Origin of the sequence: Massilia sp. DJPM01, from assembly GCF_030348125.1 — a bacterium.
Classification (GTDB): Bacteria; Pseudomonadota; Gammaproteobacteria; order Burkholderiales; family Burkholderiaceae_D; genus Telluria_A; species Telluria_A frigida.
In genome coordinates, this window is record NZ_JAQOZV010000004.1 from 1 (window position 1) to 14,410 (window position 14,410).

The 14,410-nt window shown below is 62.8% G+C and carries 17 protein-coding genes and 1 pseudogene; 5 read left to right on the forward strand and 13 right to left on the reverse strand.

Annotation, left to right across the window (positions count from 1 at the left end; translation table 11 throughout):
- From PO883_RS03820 to PO883_RS03835, 4 genes are all read right to left on the reverse strand, one after another.
- On the reverse strand, window positions 1–277 hold a 277-nt coding region (locus PO883_RS03820; RefSeq protein WP_289308554.1), incomplete at its 3' end, for a hypothetical protein.
- Between the two features lie 126 nt (window positions 278–403).
- On the reverse strand, window positions 404–607 hold the full coding sequence (locus tag PO883_RS03825) for a hypothetical protein (protein WP_289308555.1): 204 nt from the start codon (window positions 605–607) through the stop codon (window positions 404–406).
- Window positions 608–619: 12 nt separating this feature from the next.
- Complete coding sequence (locus PO883_RS03830) at window positions 620–919, reverse strand: hypothetical protein (RefSeq protein WP_289308556.1); 300 nt, start codon at window positions 917–919, stop codon at window positions 620–622.
- 68 nt (window positions 920–987) lie between these two features.
- Window positions 988–1,407, reverse strand: coding sequence for a hypothetical protein (locus tag PO883_RS03835; protein ID WP_289308557.1), 420 nt, complete (start codon window positions 1,405–1,407; stop codon window positions 988–990).
- A gap of 175 nt (window positions 1,408–1,582) precedes the next feature.
- On the opposite strand from PO883_RS03835, the gene PO883_RS03840 reads away from it, so the two are divergent.
- From PO883_RS03840 to PO883_RS03860, 5 genes are read left to right on the forward strand one after another with little or no spacing between them, the layout of a single operon-like run.
- Entirely contained in the window at window positions 1,583–2,038 is a 456-nt protein-coding gene (locus tag PO883_RS03840) for a YaiI/YqxD family protein (RefSeq protein WP_289308752.1), read from the forward strand.
- Window positions 2,039–2,092: 54 nt separating this feature from the next.
- On the forward strand, window positions 2,093–2,320 hold the full coding sequence (locus PO883_RS03845; protein WP_167091958.1) for a hypothetical protein: 228 nt from the start codon (window positions 2,093–2,095) through the stop codon (window positions 2,318–2,320).
- Window positions 2,321–2,367: 47 nt separating this feature from the next.
- Entirely contained in the window at window positions 2,368–2,646 is a 279-nt protein-coding gene (locus PO883_RS03850; RefSeq protein WP_289308558.1) for a hypothetical protein, read from the forward strand.
- Window positions 2,643–3,410 carry a prolipoprotein diacylglyceryl transferase gene (locus PO883_RS03855; protein ID WP_289308559.1) on the forward strand — a complete coding sequence of 256 codons (768 nt, stop codon included), beginning with the start codon at window positions 2,643–2,645 and terminating at the stop codon, window positions 3,408–3,410. The genes PO883_RS03850 and PO883_RS03855 overlap by 4 nt, the downstream gene beginning before the upstream one ends.
- Window positions 3,407–4,873, forward strand: coding sequence for a radical SAM protein (locus PO883_RS03860; RefSeq protein ID WP_289308560.1), 1,467 nt, complete (start codon window positions 3,407–3,409; stop codon window positions 4,871–4,873). Before PO883_RS03855 ends, PO883_RS03860 begins: the two co-directional genes overlap by 4 nt.
- Before the next feature lie 2 nt (window positions 4,874–4,875).
- Here PO883_RS03860 and PO883_RS03865 read toward each other — a convergent pair whose 3' ends face one another.
- From PO883_RS03865 to PO883_RS03905, 9 genes and pseudogenes are all read right to left on the reverse strand, one after another.
- Entirely contained in the window at window positions 4,876–5,643 is a 768-nt protein-coding gene (locus PO883_RS03865) for a hypothetical protein (protein WP_289308561.1), read from the reverse strand.
- A gap of 16 nt (window positions 5,644–5,659) precedes the next feature.
- Window positions 5,660–5,824 (reverse strand): annotated as a pseudogene (locus tag PO883_RS03870) (VOC family protein); the annotation flags it as partial.
- Between the two features lie 223 nt (window positions 5,825–6,047).
- Window positions 6,048–6,275: a hypothetical protein gene (locus PO883_RS03875; protein WP_289308562.1), complete on the reverse strand. Its 228-nt coding sequence runs from the start codon at window positions 6,273–6,275 to the stop codon at window positions 6,048–6,050.
- Between the two features lie 136 nt (window positions 6,276–6,411).
- Window positions 6,412–6,867 (reverse strand): DUF2147 domain-containing protein, encoded by a 456-nt coding sequence (locus PO883_RS03880; protein WP_167091944.1) that lies wholly within the window; start codon window positions 6,865–6,867, stop codon window positions 6,412–6,414.
- Window positions 6,868–7,032: 165 nt separating this feature from the next.
- Window positions 7,033–7,719, reverse strand: coding sequence for a hypothetical protein (locus PO883_RS03885; protein ID WP_289308563.1), 687 nt, complete (start codon window positions 7,717–7,719; stop codon window positions 7,033–7,035).
- Between the two features lie 320 nt (window positions 7,720–8,039).
- A complete protein-coding gene (locus PO883_RS03890; protein ID WP_289308564.1) occupies window positions 8,040–10,850 on the reverse strand; it encodes a valine--tRNA ligase in 2,811 nt (936 codons plus the stop codon).
- Between the two features lie 94 nt (window positions 10,851–10,944).
- Window positions 10,945–11,613: an SRPBCC family protein gene (locus PO883_RS03895; RefSeq protein WP_289308565.1), complete on the reverse strand. Its 669-nt coding sequence runs from the start codon at window positions 11,611–11,613 to the stop codon at window positions 10,945–10,947.
- Complete coding sequence (locus PO883_RS03900; protein ID WP_289308566.1) at window positions 11,610–12,731, reverse strand: glycosyltransferase; 1,122 nt, start codon at window positions 12,729–12,731, stop codon at window positions 11,610–11,612. The genes PO883_RS03895 and PO883_RS03900 overlap by 4 nt, the downstream gene beginning before the upstream one ends.
- An 85-nt stretch (window positions 12,732–12,816) precedes the next feature.
- Entirely contained in the window at window positions 12,817–14,382 is a 1,566-nt protein-coding gene (locus PO883_RS03905) for a S8 family serine peptidase (RefSeq protein WP_289308567.1), read from the reverse strand.
- Window positions 14,383–14,410 lie beyond the last annotated feature (28 nt).

A 14,410-nucleotide genomic window follows, 5' to 3' on the forward strand; every position in this document is an offset into this window, starting at 1 on the left:
TACGGAACCTGTACAGCCTATGCTCGCGCTGGATAAAATCGATGCCAATCTCTGTTGGAAGCACTAAATCCACGACCGCACGGACGTCTGCTCGTGCATCGATCCAGTCTTTGAAGGAAAATAGCATTTCCACATAAGCCTGAGCTATTATTGTCGAAGGGAATTTTCGGACGATAATTCTCCCGTTGGCATCAGCTGCGTAATACGAATCGCCGATCTCATTAGGCAGGTATTCTATAACTGCCCGATCGAGGGAGAATTCTTTAAAATTTCTCATGTCGCCTTTTCTGAAATATTATTTAGATAGCTATATTTCATGTGTTATTAGCAAGCTGTTTCCGGTTGTGGATTTATTTCCAAAGCGATTATGGTGATCCGGAAATTTCAGGGTGAAAAAATGGACTTACATATCAAACTCCGCAAGGATATCGACAGTACCATTCAATTTCTCCGCAAGAGAGATCAATTCTCTGGCGAGGTTTCTCTGGTTTTCCAGGTCAACCTCTTCAACTGGAAAGACATCAAGATCGTAGGTGTAGTATTGCCAGGCGTTCGGCCCCGACTTGGCCTTGTCAGTATCTCTGAATGTATTCAGAGCGAGTGTCATGGCATTTCCTGATTACTTTATATACCCACCGGTGCGCTCACTACCAACGAGTACGCGATGCATCATGTCGAAGAACTCATGTTCCTCGATGTCCAATTCAATTTTCAGGCAAAATGTAAGGTCCGAATCGCTCTGTAATCTGGAGGGCGTGGCGCTCATCGAATTCGGCCTTGCAGATGTCGACCAAGTAGCCATCGCGAAGAACATGCCGAGCAGCGCAAAGCCGGCTGAGTATTCCTTCGATGGCATGGCAAAGTACAGCGCAGCGGCCAGGGCGACGCAGAGCGCCGCCGCGAGATGATGATTTTTCATGACCGGCAGGCGTGAGGAAGTTGTGGAGTGCAAAGTATGCACGTCGAATTACCGTGCTTCAAGCTTGATTACTTGCGTGGATCGAGCTCGTCCGACCGCTCGCGCCGGCGCAGCGGACGATAGGTCCGGCTGCGCGTGGCCGGCCACACGAAACAGGCAAACATATAGACCGAGAAGCACAGCAGCGGTCCCATCACCCCCAGCACGGCCGGATCGGGATACTGATACACCATGGCGCTGCCCGCAAGCAGCTGGACCAGCACGATCACGGCCGCCAGTGGGCGCCGCCACGCCGAGCGCTGGATGCGCGCGCCGCCGATGGCAAAGAAAAAGTACCCGCCCGCGAAGCCAATAATCCCCCCACACATGAGCAGCAAGGTCGCGTCGCCGGCAAACGGGTGCAGCTGCGTCGGCGGCAGCAAGGTAAACGAGGTGGCGAACAATGACGCCATGCCTACCAGAAAGGCGAGCACTTGTAAAAGTAGCATCGGGACTCCGCATGATGCATCGGACCCAGTTGGCATCCGGCAAAGTTTCAATCGGCAGAAATTGCCTGATATTTATGAAGCTTGTCGAAAGATAACACATGATGCCGGGACGCGCCAGCCATGGCGTTATACTTCGCCCACACACCGATCACCCGCCAAGAAAGAAGTGACAATGATGCAAATCTGGGTCGATGCCGATGCCTGTCCGGTCGTCATCAAAGACATCCTGTACCGCGTGGCCGAGCGCCTGCAACTGAACGTGACCCTGGTCGCCAACCAGCTGATGCGGGTACCGCCATCGCGCTTCGTGCGCGCGCTGCAAGTGCCGTCCGGCGCCGACGTGGCCGACGCCGAAATCGTGCGCCTGCTGGCGCCGGGCGACCTGGTGGTGACGGGCGACATACCGCTGGCCGCCGATGTGCTGATCAAGGGCGGCTTCGCGCTCAATCCGCGCGGCGAGTTCTACACCAACGACAACATCGCCCAGATGCTCACCATGCGCACCTTCATGGATGAATTGCGCGGCAGCGGCGTCGACACCGGCGGGCCTGCGCCCTTCAGCCAGGCCGACCGCCAGAACTTCGCCAACCAGCTCGACCGTCACCTGGCCCGCCACGCCAAACGCCCCTGAACCCGCGTACAATGACGCCAGGGCTTGACGAAAAAACCACGCGCAAAGGTAAACATGCAGCTGTTACGTATCCTTGGCCTTCTGTTCGCCGCCGTTGCCATGGTCGGCTTTGGCCTGTGCGGGGTGTTCGGGGTGGTGATTGGTATCCAGCCCGGCGCTGATCTGGCCAACCGGTTCAATATCGGTTTCGTTCTTGGTCTGGCCGGTCTGGCCATCTGCGGCGCGCTTGCCTGGTTCCTCGGCAGCAAACTGCGTAAAGCGTTCGCCTCGTCCCGCGAGTGAGCAGCCGGTCGACACCCTCATGACCGTATCCTTCTCGTGAGGCACCGATGAACTTCCTGCACGCGGTCGGCCTGTTTCGTGAGGCAATGATGATCTTCCTGCGCACTATTGGCCTGTTGATTGCGCTGGCCGTCATGGTCGGCTGTGGCGCGTGTGGCGTGCTCGGGCTGATTCTTGGCACGTACACCGAAGAGAAAACAGGATCGATCGAATTGCTGGTGTATGGTTCCATCGGCCTGGCGATTGCGAGCTTGATCGCCTGGGGAATCTTCCGCCGGATGAGGAAGCTTGGCGCGCCTCGGGCGTCAACGCCGCCCGGGCAATGAGCGTGCAGTTCCTCTCTCCCGGCGCCGCCCATGTGGTTCATCTGCTGTTCGAGTGGGCCGCCATCGCCATCGGCGTGCAGCTGTACCGGCGCCAGCGCGCGCGCAGCGGCGCCAGCGGCATCCTCAGCAACAGTGGCTACGCCGTCGTGATCGGCTGTATTCTCGGCGCCGCCATCGGCAACAAGCTGGTGTTCTGGATCGAGTATCCCCACCTATGGGCCGCGCATGCGGGCAACGTGACGGTCTGGATGTCGGGGCAGTCGATTGTCGGCGGCCTGCTGGGCGGCTTGCTGGGCGTGGAAATGGCCAAGAAATTGACCGGCCAGCGCCACTCCACCGGCGACCAGTTCGTGCTGCCGCTGATGGTGGGGATCGGCGTCGGGCGCATTGGCTGTTTTCTCGCGGGCCTGAACGATGGCACCTACGGCAAGGCCACCACGCTGCCATGGGGCGTCGATTTCGGCGACGGCGCCGATCGCCATCCCACCCAGCTGTATGACATCGCCTTCGTGCTCGCGTGGGGCGGCCTGCTGCTGGCGCTGCGCGCACGCTGGCACGACAAACCGGGCCTGATGTTCAAACTGTTCTTGTCCGGCTACCTGGCCTGGCGCTTCGCCATCGATGCCATCAAGCCGCTGCGCTACGATTACGGCGCGGGCCTGGGCGGGGTGCAGCTGGTCTGCCTGGCCGCGCTGCTCTGTTATCTTCCCTTCCTCGCCAGGCAGCTCGGCGGGCCGGCACCACTAAAAGCGATTGAACCATGAGCCGGAAAATCCGTCCCTATCTGTTTTACGACACCACCACCTCGGTGTGCTCGACCTGCCTGCATCCGGTCGAGGCCAAGATCATCTTCAAGGGCAGCGATGTCTTCATGGACAAGTGGTGCAGCGCGCACGGCGCCGAACGCGTGCTGGTCAGCGACGATGTCGATTACTACCGCCTGTGCCGCGAAGTCTTCGTCAAGCATCCGGAAATGCCGCAGACCTTCAATACGCCGATGCAGTACGGCTGCCCTTACGATTGCGGCCTGTGTCCCGATCACATGCAGCACTCCTGCCTGTCGATCGTTGAAATCACTGACAACTGCAATCTGAACTGCCCCGTGTGTTATGCCGAAAGCGGCACCCACCGCGAGCTGCACAAAAGCTTCGAGGACATCCTCAAGATGCTCGACGCGGTGGTGGCCAACGAAGGCGAGGCGGATGTGATGCAGCTCTCGGGCGGCGAACCGACCCTGCACCCGCGCTTCTGGGACATCCTCGACGCGGCCAAGGCGCGCCCCATCAAGCACGTGATGGTCAACACCAACGGCATCGTGCTGGCCCAGGACCCGGCGTTCGCGCAGCGCCTGGCCACCTATGCACCGGGGATCGAGGTGTACCTCCAGTTCGATTCCCTGCGCGCTGCCGTGCACAAGGTGCTGCGTGGCGCCGACCTGACCCGCATCCGCGCGCAAGCGCTGGCCAACCTGAACGCGGCGGGCGTGTCGACCACGCTGGTGGTGACGCTCAAGAAGGGCTTGAACGACGACGAAATCGGCGCCATCATCGACTTTGCGCTGACCCAGCCCTGCGTGCGCGGGGTGACCTTGCAGCCGATCCAGGATGCCGGCCGGGTGGAGCAGTACGACCCGCGCGTGCACCGCCTGACGGTGTCCGAAGTGCGGCGCAAGATCGCCGAACAGACGTCCCTGTTCACGCTGCAGGATATCGTTCCGGTGCCCTGCAATCCGGACACGCTGGCCATGGCATATGCGCTCAAGACGGCCGGCCAGGTGGTGCCGCTGACGCGCTACCTCGATCCGCAAACGCTGGTCGAAGGCAGCAGCAATACCATCGTCTTCGAGCGCGACGAAACGCTTAAAAAGAGCATGAAAGAGCATGTCTTCAAACTGTTCTCGACCAATCATTCGCCCGAGTCGCAGGCCAACTGCCTGTCGGAGCTGATGTGCTGCCTGCCGCTGATCGACGCGCCGGCGGGTCTGCGCTACGACAATGTCTTCCGGGTGCTGATCGTGCAGTTCATGGACGCGTATTCGCTCGACGTGCGCGCGCTGAAAAAATCATGCATCCATTTCGCGCTGCCGGACGGGAAGATGATCCCGTTCGAGAGCTACAACCTGCTGTATCGCGGCGGCGAGCAGTTGGCCGAGATCCGCGCCAGCATCGCGCAGCAGACCGCGCAGCGCAAAGGTCCGCGCAAGGTCATTCCGATTGGCGCGCAGTAGGGTCAGCGCGGCGCGCGCTTGCTTGCGATGACGTCGCCCATGGTATGCGCGCCGGGGGCGTACAGCGCCAGCCCCGCGCCGGCAACGGCCATGGTCAGCGCAGCGGCCAGGAACGCCCAGCCGGTGCGGCGGATGGCCGGCTCGATCCAGTGAGCCCGGTCCAGGCCCCGCAGGCGGCGATACAGGCTGGCCGAGAGCAGCCCATCGACCAGCAGCTCGGCGAACAGCAGCGGCGCCGACGACACCAGCGAGAACATCATGAAGAGCGCTGCCCCAAGGGCGGCGCAGATGGCCGCGAGCAGCGCCAGCGGAATGAGCAGCTCTTCGGCGCTGCCGACCGCGTCGAGCGCCGCATCGGCGCCGCTGTCGGCGATGTCGGGCATGATTCCGTCGCCGGGCGCATCGAAGTTGGCGCTCGCGCCGCCGCCGTCGAAGCTGCCGCCCTCGCCGCTGTAGGATAGGTCCGAACCGCGCCCTGACGGTAGCAGGTCGGACAGGCCGCCATCGCCGATGTCGCCGCCGCGCATGCGCAGCCACACCCACAGCAGCAAAAGGAAGACCAGATAGGCGACGGCGATCGATGCCGGATAACGCAGCCACATGGACTGCAGGCCGGCCAACAGCAGCAGGAACGATGCGAGAAAGCCCCCCGCGCCGGTCAGCGTGACCAGCAGGAGCATCTGCAAGCGCGGATAACTGTCGCGTTCGAGCTTGCCGCGAAGGCGCGCGATCTCGCGCTCGCGCTGCGATACGGCGGGACGTCGCCTCATGGGGCGGAGCAGGCTTTTACGCTTCGGCCTGGTGGCAGACCGCTTCAATATTGTGGCCATCGGGGCCGATGACGAAGGCGCCGTAATAGTCCGGATGATAGTGCGCGCGGATCCCCGGCGCGCCGTTATCCTTGGCGCCGGCTTCCAGCGCCGCCGCGTAAAACTGGCGTACCTGGGGTCTGAGGTGCAGTGGAACGACAAACCCGGTTAAGCACAATCGTGGGGCTACCGCCGCTGATTGGCCAGTGTCCGGCTGAAGTACGCTCCAACTTGGCGTCAGGCAAGCGGCCAAAATTGCGTCAGGATAGGATCGATTCAGGCATTTCCTGACGCGCTCGCATCGGTGTCTATGACTTTAACCTGACAGGTTTGGCTCTTAACCCGGTTTTCCGTTCCACTGCACCTCAGACCCCTACCTGTTCGCGGCTGTCGGCCGCGAAAGCCACGTGCATCTGGCCCTGGACCGTGCCGCCCTGGCCGAACCAGAACTCGGGCTTGCCGTTTTTACCCAGGCCCGCCCAGCCTTTTACTTCGATAATGACGGAAATTCCCAGCGGCGCGAGCGCCTTGCCGAAAAAGATTTTGCTCTGTTCATAGTCGCTTACTGCAAAGCCAAGATGGTCGATGATCATGTCAGGTCCGGTGGATAGTTAACGTGATGAAAGTGTCGCCATGGCTTCCATGGCAACCTTGTGCTTTGAATACTATTAGGATTAGCGACCAGCAACAATGCCGGTCGACGCCGCGCGCAACAGGCGGGAAAGGCGATTACTCTTCGCGTACCCAGACCTGGGAACGGCCGAACACCGGCATGCCCATGTAGCCGCGCACGTTGAGCTTCTTGCCGCCTTCGACGACTTTCAGCTTGCTCTTGTAGACCTTGCCGTTGTCCGGGTCGAGGATCTGGCCGCCGGTGTACTCGTCGCCTTCTTTTTTCAGGCCGCTCATGAAGGTCATGCCGAGGATCGGCTGGTCCTTGTTGGCGCCTTCGCACTTGGTGCACTTGGGATTCTGGTCGGTGCCCTCGGGGCGGAACAGTTTTTCGAGCTTGCCCTGGATTTCGCCATTGTTGTCGCTGATGCGGATCAGCGCCTTCGGCTTGCCGGTCACGTCATCGATGTTCTTCCACAGGCCGACCGGGGACGCTGTTTCCTGCGCCAGTGCCAGGGCCGGCGTCATGGCCAGCATCGCGGCGATCAGGGTGGCTGTTGTCAGTGCTTTCATGGTGTCTCCAGTATTGTTGGTTTGTCCAGCGTTGCTAGTGTAGCAAACTGGCTTTGCACTGGAGCCACAACTTTGTATCAGCTTGTGAGGGCTTTTACCGGGACCGGCACGGCGCGCACCGTCCCCGGATGAGGCAGCCCCGGGACCGGGGGCTACCTGCGGCACTCAGGGTGCCGTGATGATCGTGACGATCTCGTTGCGGGTGCCGGCCACCAGCGTGCCCGTGGCGCTCTGGTCTTCGGTGCGGATCCAGCCGAAGCCTTTCGCCATCCACCCCACGGCAAGCTGGCCCTGGACATCGGACGCCCCGGTTATTTTGCAGGTATTGGCAAAGATCCGGCCCGCCACGGTGATGGTCTCGAATCCGGCGAACGTCAATTCATCGTTGACGGTCTTGACTTCGGTGGTGAGCGAGTTGGCCCTGGTAATTGTCTCGGTGAAGTGCAATACGATGGCCTGGCCCGGTACCTTGTTCAAGACCAGGGCCGCCTCTTTGGAATAGACGTATTTGTCCTCGTACACACCGGCTTCATTGTACTGGGTCAGTCCCAGCGGCGTGAAGACCTTGCCGTCGAACGCATTGTAGACTGCGGCCAGGCGCGTGCCGTTCTCGCGCAGATAGACGTCGGCATACGCCATCGCGCCTTCAAACATCTCCTGGACGATCATGTGGGTGTACTTGTCGGTCGTCGTGAATTTCACGCCCGGCGTACGCTCGTAGCAGTCGGCGAAGGCGGGTGCCGCCGGCACCACCACGGGCTTGGCCGGCGCGGTATTGTTATCGGACGAGCCGCCACCGCAGCCGGCAACGAGGACGCAGGACAGGGCGATGCCCCAGGCTGAATGTTTCATGTACTTCCTTCTTCTTAAAAAATCGTTGTGCGCGGCGCGTCCGTGGAAATCCATCGTGACAACGCCGCTGGCCCGGCAGACGGTGTTTGCCGCCTGCGTGGACCGTTGAATGATGTTGTTGTGCGCGTCAAAAATGCTGCTCGTGCACGCACACGCGGGATCGGGCAACAGGGAATCGGCCGACGCTGAACGCCGACGAAGCGGAAGGAATCAGGAACGCGCCGGCTGGCGCGGCGCTCGCATGAACATGCCCCCCGCGCCGGGTGTGGCGCTGGCGCGGGGAGACGGGGTGCGCGACTTGAAGCGCGCTACACGGCGCCTTACGCCGCCGGCAGCTTGGCCAGCTGCTCGCGCAGTTTTTCTATCGTGGCCGAGAAATTGACCAGACGTTCTTTTTCCTGCGCCACCACCGCCGCAGGCGCGCGCGCGACGAAGCTTTCGTTACCCAGCTTGCCGTTCACCTTGGCGATCTCGCCTTCGATGCGGGCGATTTCCTTCGCCATGCGCTCGCGTTCCGCCGCCACGTCGATCTCGACCTTGAGCATCAGCTTGGTGGCGCCCACCACCGCCACGGCCGCCGGCGATTCCGGCAGCGTGTCGACGATGTTCACTTCCGACAGCTTGCCCAGGGTCTGCACGTAGGCCGCATAGCTTTCCAGGCGCGCGCGGTCGGGGGCATCGGCCGCTTCCACGATCAGCGGCACGCGCATCGACTCCGGCAGCTTCATCTCGCCGCGCAGGGTACGGGTGCCATCGGTCAGCGCCTTGAGTTGGCCCATCCACTCTTCCGCGCGCTCGTCGATGAGCGCCGGATTAGCTTGCGGATACGGCTGCACCATGATCGAGTCGCCGGCCGGGTTGAGCTGCTTGCCCGCCAGCGGCGCGACGGTCTGCCACAGCGTTTCGGTCACGAACGGGATGATCGGATGCGCCAGGCGCAGGATCACTTCCAGCACGCGCAGCAGCGTGTTGCGGGTGGCGCGCTGCTGGCCTTCGCTGCCGTGCTGGATCTGGACCTTGGCCATTTCCAGGTACCAGTCGCAGTAGTCGTACCACACGAACTTGTGGATGGCCGAGGCGATGTTATCGAAGCGGTAGTCGTCGAAGCCCTTGGCCACTTCCATTTCGGCGCGCTGCATGGTCGACAAGATCCAGCGGTCGCCCTGCGACAGGTCGGCATCGGCCGGCACGCCGCAATCCTTGTCCTGGGTGTTCATCAGCACGAAGCGGGTGGCGTTCCACAGCTTGTTGTTGAAGTTGCGGTAGCCTTCGGCGCGGCCCAGGTCGAAATTGATGTTGCGGCCCAGCGAGGCATAGCTGGCCATCGTGAAGCGCACCGCATCGGTGCCATAGGCCGCGATCCCTTCGGGGAATTCCTTGCGCGTGGCCTTGGCGATTTTTTCGGCGTCGCGCGGATTCATCAAGCCGGTGGTGCGCTTCTCGACCAATGCTTCCACGTCGATGCCGTCGATCAGATCGATCGGATCGAGCGTATTGCCCTTCGACTTGGACATCTTCTGCCCGCTCGAATCGCGCACCAGGCCATGCACGTACACGGTCTCGAACGGCACCTTGCCGGTGAAGTGCGCGGTCATCATGACCATGCGCGCAACCCAGAAGAAGATGATGTCGAAGCCCGTCACCAGCACCGACGATGGCAGGAAGGTCTTCAGGTCGACCGTCTCTTCCGGCCAGCCCATGGTGGAGAAGGGCACCAGCGCCGACGAGAACCAGGTATCGAGCACGTCGTCATCACGGCGCAGCGGCGCCGTCACGCCGGCCGCCAGCGCCTTGGCCTTGGCTTCTTCCTCGGTCTTGGCGACAAAGATATTGCCGGCATCGTCGTACCATGCCGGGATCTGGTGGCCCCACCACAGCTGGCGCGAGATGCACCAGTCCTGGATGTTGTTGAGCCACTGGTTGTAGGTGGTGTTCCAGTTCTCCGGCACGAATTTGATCTCGCCCTGGGCGACTTTGTCGAGCGCGACTTCGGCGATCGATTTACCCGGGAAGAACGTGCCTTCCGGCGCCGGCTTGGTCATGGCGACGAACCACTGGTCGGTCAGCATCGGTTCGATGACCACGCCGGTGCGGTCGCCGCGCGGCACCATCAGCTTGTGCGGCTTGACTTCCTGCAGCAGCCCTTGCGCATCGAGGTCGGCCACGATCTTCTTGCGCGCCACGAAACGGTCCAGGCCACGGTAGGCTTGCGGAGCTTCGTCGTTCATCTTGGCGTCGAGCGTCATCACGCAGATCATCGGCAGCTTGTGGCGCTGGCCGACCGCATAGTCATTCAGGTCGTGCGCCGGGGTGATCTTCACGCAGCCGGTGCCGAAGGCCTTGTCGACGTATTCGTCGGCGATGATCGGGATTTCGCGCTCGGTCAGCGGCAGCTTGAGCATCTTGCCCACCAGCGCCTCATAGCGCTCGTCGGTCGGATCGACCGCCACGGCGACGTCGCCGAGCAGCGTTTCAGGACGGGTGGTGGCGACCGTGAGGTGGCCGCTGCCGTCCGCGAACGGATAGCGGATGTACCACATCGAGCCGTCTTCTTCTTCCGATACCACTTCCAGGTCCGACACGGCGGTGCCCAGTTTCGGGTCCCAGTTCACCAGGCGCTTGCCACGGTAGATCAGGCCCTGCTCGAACAAACGCACGAAGACGTCGGTAACGACTTTCGAGCGCGGCTCGTCCATCGTGAAGTATTCGCGCGCCCAGTCGGGGGAGGTTCCCATGCGGCGCATCTGGCCGGTGATGATGTTCCCCGACTTTTCTTTCCATTCCCAGACTTTTGCGACGAATTTTTCGCGGCCCAGGTCATGGCGCGAGATTTTCTGCGCATCGAGCTGGCGCTCCACCACGATCTGGGTGGCGATGCCGGCGTGGTCGGTGCCCGGGACCCAGGCGGTATTGAAGCCGCGCATGCGGTAGTAGCGGGTCAGGCCATCCATGATGGTCTGGTTGAACGCGTGACCCATGTGCAGGGTGCCGGTGACGTTCGGCGGCGGCAGCTGGATGCAAAACGACGGCTTGCCGGCGTCGGTGGTCGCGGCGAAGTAGCCGCGTTTTTCCCACTCCGCGCGCCAGTATCGTTCAATGTCGGCGGGCTCGAAAGATTTGTCTAATTCCATGGTTTGTCGTGTATTTTTGCGAAAACGTACATTATAGAGGACTGCCGCCAAGCCGCAGCCCAGAATGCCGGCCGGCCGGCCTGGCCGCGGACAGTTATTGCGCCGCGGCGCGCTGGCGCAGCGCTTCCAGGGTTTTGGGCATGCTGCCACGGCTCATGCTGTCGACGATCCAGCCCAGTCCCATCGGCACCGGACCCGGATCGGTGTACACCATGTACTTGACGACGGTCTTGGTTTTGTCTGCGGCGTGGGGTGCCAGCAGCCAGAAACCGGTGGTGTCGGCGATCGCTTCCTCGGCCTTCACACCTTCCCACGGCAGCATTTTCCACGACAGCTGGCAATGATAGGCGGTCACCTTCGGCTCCATGCGCAGGCGGTATTTCTTGACCTTCCCGAGCGGGAGCTTGAGCGTCATGTCGACCTGCGCCGCGTCATCCTTGCGCAGCACCGCCACCTTCTCGACGTTGGGCATGAAGCTCGGGTAGGCCGCGTAATCCTGGATCATCGCGCACAGCTTCGGCACGGGGGCGTTGATGATGGTGGCGGCCATGAAGGCCTTGCCGGGCTGGCCGGGCTTGCTGACGTCGGCGAGGGAGACCACCGTCTCGGTCAGTTTGGCGGTGTCGATGCCGGGGTCCGCGTAAGCGCCGGCGCAGGCGGCGGACAGCGCCGCGTACAAGAATAGTCTGGTCGTGGTCATGAGGCGTTTTTCTGAGTTGGTCAGGTTGGTGGCGTTCATGGTAATCGGTCCGCGTGCGCTCATGCCGGCTGGCCCAGCACCTGGGCCAGGACAGCGCCGGCCGCATGCGGGCGGCCCAGCGCGCGCGCGCGTTCGCCCATGGCGGCCAGCTGGTCGGGATGCGCCAGCAGGTGGGCGATGCGGTATTCCAGCGTCGGCCCATCGACCGCCTTGAGCGCGACGCCCTGTTCGAGCAGGTAATCGGCGTTGCGCTCCTCCTGCCCCGGAATCGGCGAGTTGACGATCATCGGCAAGCCCATGGCCAGGCATTCCGAACTTGTCAGCCCGCCCGGCTTGGTGATGACCAGGTCGGCGCAGGCCATCAGACGCTCCACGTGATTGGTAAAGCCCTGCGCCAGCAGGCGCCCCGGATAGCGCGCTTCGAGCAGCTTGAGTGCCGCCAGCGCCTTGGCGTTCTTCCCCGCCAAAACGATCAGCTGGAAGCTGCCCTCAAGGCCCAGCAGGCGTTCGGCCACGGTCTCCAGGCTGCCCAGGCCCGCGCCGCCGCCCATCAGCAAAAAGGTGGTGATGCCCGGATCGAGCCCGAATTCGCGCGCGCACACGGCGCGCTCAGGCAGCTGGCCGAAGGCCGGCATGATCGGAATCCCGGTGACGTGGATGCGTTCCGGCGCAATGCCGCAGCGCCGCATGCGGTACGCCACTTCCTCGTTGCCGGCGAAGTAGCCGGCCATGTTCTCGTGCACCCACATGCGGTGCAGGTCGAAGTCGGTCACCTGCACCCACACCGGGGTGGTGAAACCGCGCTTGCGGATCGCGCGCGCCAGGATCTCGGCCGGCAGGAAGTGGGTGCAGACGATGGCGTCCGGCCGGGCGTCTTCGATAGCCTGCATCAGCGCGCGCGTATTGAGGCGTTCCAGGCCGCGCCGCAATTGCTGCATGGTGCTGTCCGGGCGCGCATCGTTGCTGGCCTGGTACAGGTAGCCCCACAGCGCCGGCGCCTTGTTGACCAGCTTCAGATAGAACTCGGTGTACAGCTTGCGAAAGCCGGACGTCACGTAATCCATCACGTCCAGGTGGGTGGCGTCGATGCAGCCTGGCGCCGCGTGGGCGCGGATCGCTTCGGCCGCGCGCATATGGCCGGCGCCGGCGGAAACGCTTAACAGTAAAATCTTTTTCGTCATACTTGCCCGGGATGGTAGGGGCGCCAGGCGCCCCGGATAAACAAAAGTCTATCAGCGTACCATCTCCGCAAGATCGTGCGTCAGTTCAATTCCCGCAACCCTTCAACTTGATGCGGTCGTAGGCGGCCTTGGCCTGCACCAGGCCGTAACCATACTTGGTGTCGCGTCCCGCCGTGCCCAGGTCGAGCGCGCTCTTGCCGAGCGAGCTGCGGATCTGGGCGCCGCTGCAGGTCGGGAAGTAGCTCCACACCAGCGCCGCCACCGCCGACACGTGCGGGGTCGCCATCGACGTGCCATCGAACCAGGCGTAGCTGGCCGGCTTGACCGCCACCGTGGCGCTCTGGCCCAGCTGGGTCTTGAGCTGCGCACCCTCGGTGTTCGATGCCGATACCGACGGGATGAGCGTGGCCGTGCCGACCGTGCCGCTAAAGCCGCCGGCCACGTTGTTGTACACGACCGCGCCCACGCCGCCGCTGTTCTGGCAGTTGGCCACCTTGGTGGCGAAATCGATGGTGCCGCGCGCGATCAGGCACACCTTGCCCGAGACGGCGGCGTTGACCTTGTCGCCCAGGCCAAAGTCGGCCAGCGGCGCGCTAGCCGTTTTCAGCGGCGAGCCATCCATCGCCCCCGGCGCATACACGGAGGCGCCCACGGTCAGCGATGGCGTCGAGCCGCTGTTCATCGGCACGGTCGACAGCACGCCCACGCCAGGGCCGGAAATTTCGACCTTGCTGTTGTACTGCGAGAAGCTGGCCCAGGCCTTGTTCTCGTCCAGCGCGCCGACCATCATCACGCTGGCGTAGCCGGCCGGGTAGGAGACCACCGTGTTGCCATCGTTGCCGGCGGCGGCGATGCTGAGCACACCCTTGGCGGCCAGCGCATCGAAGGCGCGCTGTTCGGTCTTGCTGGCGCGCGCGCCGCCGAGCGACATGCTGATCACGTTGGCGCCGGCGCTGCCGCACTTGTTGGCGGCCGTCGCCAGGGATGAGGAATAGGCCCAGCCAGCCGCGCCGAACACCTTCACGATGTGCAGCTTGAGCAGGCGGTTGGGATTCACGCCCACCACGCCGGTGCCGCTGTTGTTGATGGCCGCGATGGTGCCCGCCACGTGCGTGCCGTGATGGTTTTCGTCGGTGTACCAGTTGCCGGTGCCGGCATCGTATTCGCCGGCGACGCTGTTGGCGCTCAAGTCTTCGTGGGCGCGGTCGTAGCCGGAATCGATGATGCACACCTTGCGGTTGGCGGCGTTCGTGTCCGGCAGCAGGTCGGCCTGCACCAGCTTGATCCCGTACGGGACCAGCTGGCCGGCCGCGTAAGGCGTGCCGGTCGACGCCGAGGTCAGGGCGAAGGCCTTGCGCAGCACGTCTTCTTCGATGTAGTCGACGTTCGGATTATGCTGCAAGCCTTTCAGGGCCTGGGCCGGCACCTCGATCGCCATCGCGTCCATGCCGTGAATCTCGTGCTTGACCGCACCGTGGGCGCCCGCCACCGCTGCCCGCACGATGGCAGCCTTGCCCGGTTTGAACGCGACAATCACGCGGGTCGTGTCCGCCGCCGCCGAGGCATGCGTGACGACGCCAGCGGCGACGCTGGCCAACAACAATGTGACCGCGTTGGCGATCGGGGACATTTCAGGCTTGGTGTGCATCATGGCAGTTCTCCGGAATGATCGTTTCGAG

Excerpts from the sequence above, each read along its gene's own strand:
- PO883_RS03825 (WP_289308555.1), bottom strand. The coding sequence starts at position 607 with ATGACACTCGCTCTGAATACATTCAGAGATACTGACAAGGCCAAGTCG.
- PO883_RS03830 (WP_289308556.1), bottom strand. The coding sequence starts at position 919 with ATGAAAAATCATCATCTCGCGGCGGCGCTCTGCGTCGCCCTGGCCGCT.
- PO883_RS03835 (WP_289308557.1), bottom strand. The coding sequence starts at position 1,407 with ATGCTACTTTTACAAGTGCTCGCCTTTCTGGTAGGCATGGCGTCATTG.
- PO883_RS03840 (WP_289308752.1), top strand. The coding sequence starts at position 1,583 with ATGCAAATCTGGGTCGATGCCGATGCCTGTCCGGTCGTCATCAAAGAC.
- PO883_RS03845 (WP_167091958.1), top strand. The coding sequence starts at position 2,093 with ATGCAGCTGTTACGTATCCTTGGCCTTCTGTTCGCCGCCGTTGCCATG.
- PO883_RS03850 (WP_289308558.1), top strand. The coding sequence starts at position 2,368 with ATGAACTTCCTGCACGCGGTCGGCCTGTTTCGTGAGGCAATGATGATC.
- PO883_RS03855 (WP_289308559.1), top strand. The coding sequence starts at position 2,643 with ATGAGCGTGCAGTTCCTCTCTCCCGGCGCCGCCCATGTGGTTCATCTG.
- PO883_RS03860 (WP_289308560.1), top strand. The coding sequence starts at position 3,407 with ATGAGCCGGAAAATCCGTCCCTATCTGTTTTACGACACCACCACCTCG.
- PO883_RS03865 (WP_289308561.1), bottom strand. The coding sequence starts at position 5,643 with ATGAGGCGACGTCCCGCCGTATCGCAGCGCGAGCGCGAGATCGCGCGC.
- PO883_RS03875 (WP_289308562.1), bottom strand. The coding sequence starts at position 6,275 with ATGATCATCGACCATCTTGGCTTTGCAGTAAGCGACTATGAACAGAGC.
- PO883_RS03880 (WP_167091944.1), bottom strand. The coding sequence starts at position 6,867 with ATGAAAGCACTGACAACAGCCACCCTGATCGCCGCGATGCTGGCCATG.
- PO883_RS03885 (WP_289308563.1), bottom strand. The coding sequence starts at position 7,719 with ATGAAACATTCAGCCTGGGGCATCGCCCTGTCCTGCGTCCTCGTTGCC.
- PO883_RS03890 (WP_289308564.1), bottom strand. The coding sequence starts at position 10,850 with ATGGAATTAGACAAATCTTTCGAGCCCGCCGACATTGAACGATACTGG.
- PO883_RS03895 (WP_289308565.1), bottom strand. The coding sequence starts at position 11,613 with ATGAGCGCACGCGGACCGATTACCATGAACGCCACCAACCTGACCAAC.
- PO883_RS03900 (WP_289308566.1), bottom strand. The coding sequence starts at position 12,731 with ATGACGAAAAAGATTTTACTGTTAAGCGTTTCCGCCGGCGCCGGCCAT.
- PO883_RS03905 (WP_289308567.1), bottom strand. The coding sequence starts at position 14,382 with ATGATGCACACCAAGCCTGAAATGTCCCCGATCGCCAACGCGGTCACA.